Source organism: Aerococcus sp. L_32 (assembly GCF_050689315.1).
In genome coordinates, this window is record NZ_JBOEQF010000506.1 from 1 (window position 1) to 1,318 (window position 1,318).

At 40.4% G+C, this 1,318-nt stretch carries 1 protein-coding gene; it reads right to left on the minus strand.

Annotated features, from left to right (window positions below; translation table 11 throughout):
- Nucleotides 1-1,107 (minus strand): carbohydrate ABC transporter permease (locus ACRCJ0_RS14295; protein ID WP_431390883.1); only part of this gene is annotated, 1,107 nt, incomplete at its 3' end.
- Nucleotides 1,108-1,318: the final 211 nt, after the last annotated feature.

Genomic DNA, 1,318 nt, shown 5'->3' on the forward strand with positions numbered 1-1,318 from the left:
TCCTGTGTATTGCGTGATTAATACCGGTGCCGCAACTGACAAGATATGCGGGAAGGTAATGAATCGGAATTTTTGGATTGGTGAAGCCCCGTCGATTGAAGCGGCTTCGTACCACTCACCTGGAATAGATTGTAAAATTGACGTGGTCAATACGTAAATATATGGGAAACCAAGCCAACCCTGGATAGAAATTAAGGCCACCTTGGTCCAGAATGGGTCCGTTTTCCAGGCTAGTGCTGGAATTTCCAAGAATGGAATAAAGTTATTGATAAACGGAATGACCTGGGAGTTGATGGCTCCGGCAGATGGGTTGAACATATTTGAAAAGGTTAAGATTGAGATGAAGGCTGGTACCGCCCATGGTAATAGCAAGATAACCCCGAAAAAGCGACGGAATTTGATGAATGGTTGGTTCATCAGAATCGCTAGGAAGATGCCTAGACCTACTTGCAAGGTTGTAGCAAATAGGGTCCAAATGACGGTCCATGAGAATACGGCACCGAATGTTTCTCGGTAGGTTGTTAGGTTAAAGATTGAATTAAAGGTCTCAAACCCTGTCCACTCGATTAATTTAGCGGGTGGAATGTGTTGGAAGTCGTAGTTGGTAAATACGATTAGGATCGTTACCACTACTGGGAACACAATGGCAAATAACATTAAGATATAGGCTGGGATGGTTAATAGATAAGGGAAACCTGATTCGTAAAGGTTATTTAAGATATCCTTGGCTGATCGGTTGACCTTGTCTGGGTTGATGGCGTTTAGTTTAGCCACATTGCGCGCATCCCACATTTGTACGGCGTAGAAAATAAAAAAGATGACAGTTATTAATAATTCAAGTACCCCTTCAATTAATAAGAAGAGGGAATGATCTTCACGAGGTGTTACACCCAGGGTAATTAAGCCATTGAAGGCATCAAACCCAAAGCTGAATAAGTGGAGAATGTATAAGGCAAAAATCACTAAAAAGATGACACCTTTAAGGACTTGCTTGTTTACAAATTGCCCACCACCAGGGATGATTGAGGCCAAAGTCGCTTGATTGATACGACTCTTTTGCTCAGAAGTGAAGTTCACTTTTTTTCTTTCTTTTGCAGTTTTAACCACTGCAACCAACTCCTTCACTAGAAAACCATGACAAGTATCATAGATTCTTTTTGTTTAATGGTTCATTACTTAAAAATTTATGCCACTTCTTATAATAAGAAGGATGGCTCAGCGATGATTACTAAACCATTAGCTAAACCATCCTCAAATTTTTTAAAGGGATGTCACTTAGTATTTTTGTGCAATGTTATCTACAATCACTTGAACAGCA